Raw genomic sequence first — 2,851 nt, 5'->3', positions numbered from 1 at the left:
GGCTGATGCGCGTGTGCCGCCAGCATGGCCTGCGCACCCTGGCGATCCGTGCCAGCCGGATCGAAGACATTGCTGCGGCAATCGCTATTGAACTGCCAGTACTGCCGCCGTCGGGTGCCCGCGAGCGTCCGCTCGACCCGTTGGTCGGCGAAGAGAAGAAAAAACCGGAGAAACCGCCGGAGCCGACGATCAAGCCGACAAAGATCATCACCTCTCCCGTACGGGGCGGGCAGCAGATTTACGCCCAGGGTGGCGACCTTGTCGTCATCGCCCCGGTCAGCCCGGGGGCGGAACTTCTCGCCGATGGAAACATCCATGTATACGGCCCCATGCGTGGTCGTGCCCTGGCCGGCATAAAAGGTGACACCAAGGCCCGTATTTTTTGCCAGCAGTTGACCGCTGAGCTAGTGTCCATCGCAGGCCAGTACAAGGTTTCGGAAGATTTGCGCCGCGATCCGCTGTGGGGGGCCGGGGTACAAGTCAGCCTGTCGGGCGATGTGTTGAACATCGTTCGTCTTTAACGGATACTGCCGCATTTTCCAAGCATCTCTGGACTCTGATAGCACAGCGAAAACGGCAAAACTTGTGTAGGAATAATTTTAAGGTGGGGTTTGCCCAGGCAAACCGTGCTTTCTCCTACAAGAGCTGCCCGCCTGCAGCGAGTGACAAGAGATGTTTTTCAGGGACTAAAAAGTCCTTTTTCCTTAGGGGTGAAACACCTTGGCCAAGATTCTCGTGGTTACATCCGGCAAGGGTGGTGTGGGTAAGACCACCACCAGCGCCGCTATCGGTACCGGCCTCGCTCTGCGCGGCCACAAGACAGTTATCGTCGACTTCGACGTCGGCTTGCGTAACCTCGACCTGATCATGGGCTGTGAACGCCGCGTGGTTTACGACTTCGTCAACGTCGTCAATGGCGAAGCCAACCTGCAACAGGCCCTGATCAAGGACAAGCGCCTTGAGAACCTGTATGTACTGGCCGCCAGCCAGACCCGCGACAAAGACGCGCTGACCAAGGAAGGCGTGGGCAAGGTCCTCGCCGAACTGAAGGAAACCTTCGAATACGTGGTGTGCGATTCCCCGGCGGGTATCGAGACCGGTGCTCACCTGGCGATGTACTTCGCCGACGAAGCCATCGTCGTGACCAACCCTGAAGTCTCCTCGGTACGTGACTCGGACCGCATGCTCGGCCTGCTGGCCAGCAAGTCCCAGCGCGCCGAGAAAGGTGAAGATCCGATCAAGGAACACCTGCTGCTGACCCGCTACAACCCTGAGCGCGTCAGCAATGGCGAAATGCTCGGCGTTGAAGACGTGAAGGAAATCCTCGCCGTGACCCTGCTGGGTGTGATCCCGGAATCCCAGGCCGTCCTGAAGGCATCCAACCAAGGTGTGCCGGTGATTCTTGACGACCAGAGCGACGCCGGCCAGGCGTACAGCGATGCGGTAGATCGCTTGCTGGGCAAGACCGTGGAACATCGCTTCCTCGATGTTAAGAAGAAGGGATTCTTCGAGCGTATCTTTGGAGGCAACTAAACAATGAAATTTCTCGACTTCTTTCGCGCCAACAAAAAGCCAAGTACCGCGTCGGTAGCGAAAGAGCGTCTACAGATCATCGTGGCGCACGAACGCGGCCAACGCAGCACCCCGGATTACCTGCCAGCCCTGCAGAAGGAACTGGTGGAAGTGATCCGCAAGTACGTCAACATCGGTAACGATGACGTGCATGTCGCCCTGGAAAATGACGGCAGCTGCTCGATTCTGGAACTCAATATCACCCTGCCTGATCGTTGATCGAAAAGGCGGTCGCCACGGCGGCTCGGTTACCTGGCTCCCCTCACGGGGCCGGGTGAGCGAGCCGCCGTTGGCGTTTGTTACGAGGCTGTTTTAATGCCGTTGTCCAATGTCCATATCCTTCATCAGGACGCTGCTGTCCTGGTGGTGAACAAGCCTACCCTGCTGCTCTCGGTGCCCGGTCGCGCCGACGACAACAAGGACTGCCTGATCACCCGCCTGCAGGAAAACGGCTACCCCGAAGCCCGCATCGTCCATCGCCTGGACTGGGAAACGTCCGGGATCATCCTGCTGGCCCGAGACGCGGATACCCACCGTGAACTGTCCCGCCAGTTTCATGACCGGGAAACCGAAAAGGCCTACACCGCACTGTGCTGGGGCCAACCGGAACTGGACAGCGGCAGCATCGACTTGCCCTTGCGCTACGACCCACCGACCAAGCCACGGCACGTGGTGGACCACGAGTTCGGCAAGAACGCGCTGACCTTCTGGAAAGTCCTGGAGCGTTGCGGCGACTGGTGCCGGGTTGAGCTGACGCCGATCACCGGCCGCTCCCATCAACTGCGCGTGCATATGCTGTCCATCGGGCATCCGTTGCTGGGCGATGGCTTGTACGCCCACGAACAGGCCTTGGCTGCCTGGCCACGTCTGTGCCTGCACGCCAGCATGCTGAGCTTCACCCATCCCCAGAGCGGCGAGCGTCTGCGCTTCGAGTGCCCCGCGCCGTTTTAACCTGTAAACGCAATTAAAATGTGGGAGCGGGNNCCGCTCCCACATTTGTTCTGTGCACTTATCCCGTCGGACGGTAAACTCGCGCCATTGCTGTCTGGAGCTACTTATGCGCGAAGAGTTGAACCAAGGCCTGATCGACTTCCTCAAGGCCTCCCCTACCCCGTTCCATGCCACCGCCGCCCTTGCACAGCGCCTGGAAGCGGCCGGTTTCCAGCGTCTTGACGAGCGCGAGACCTGGACCACCGAGGCCAACGGGCGCTACTACGTGACCCGCAACGACTCCTCGATCATCGCCTTCAAGCTCGGCCGCCACTCGCCCCTGCAAGGC

4 protein-coding genes and 1 pseudogene are annotated in these 2,851 nt (G+C 59.8%); all 5 read left to right on the top strand.

Translation table 11 applies throughout. The features are described 5' to 3' along the window. Positions 1-521, top strand: a 521-nt coding sequence (gene minC / locus HX846_RS07410; RefSeq protein ID WP_178965194.1) for a septum site-determining protein MinC, incomplete at its 5' end; no start/stop codon positions are given. A 199-nt stretch (positions 522-720) separates the two neighbouring features. Then, on the top strand, positions 721-1,533 hold the full coding sequence (minD, locus tag HX846_RS07405) for a septum site-determining protein MinD (protein ID WP_003209098.1): 813 nt from the start codon (positions 721-723) through the stop codon (positions 1,531-1,533). Between the two features lie 3 nt (positions 1,534-1,536). Further along, complete coding sequence (gene minE, locus HX846_RS07400; protein ID WP_003175252.1) at positions 1,537-1,791, top strand: cell division topological specificity factor MinE; 255 nt, start codon at positions 1,537-1,539, stop codon at positions 1,789-1,791. A 96-nt stretch (positions 1,792-1,887) separates the two neighbouring features. Then, on the top strand, positions 1,888-2,523 hold the full coding sequence (locus HX846_RS07395) for an RluA family pseudouridine synthase (protein ID WP_008432172.1): 636 nt from the start codon (positions 1,888-1,890) through the stop codon (positions 2,521-2,523). Between the two features lie 106 nt (positions 2,524-2,629). Further along, positions 2,630-2,851: pseudogene (locus tag HX846_RS07390) on the top strand (M18 family aminopeptidase); the annotation flags it as partial.

Source organism: Pseudomonas sp. K5002, from assembly GCF_013386655.1.
Classification (GTDB): Bacteria; Pseudomonadota; Gammaproteobacteria; order Pseudomonadales; family Pseudomonadaceae; genus Aquipseudomonas.
This window is presented reverse-complemented; position numbering and strand designations above follow the sequence as displayed.

Excerpts from the sequence above, each read along its gene's own strand:
- minE (WP_003175252.1), top strand. The coding sequence starts at position 1,537 with ATGAAATTTCTCGACTTCTTTCGCGCCAACAAAAAGCCAAGTACCGCG.
- HX846_RS07395 (WP_008432172.1), top strand. The coding sequence starts at position 1,888 with ATGCCGTTGTCCAATGTCCATATCCTTCATCAGGACGCTGCTGTCCTG.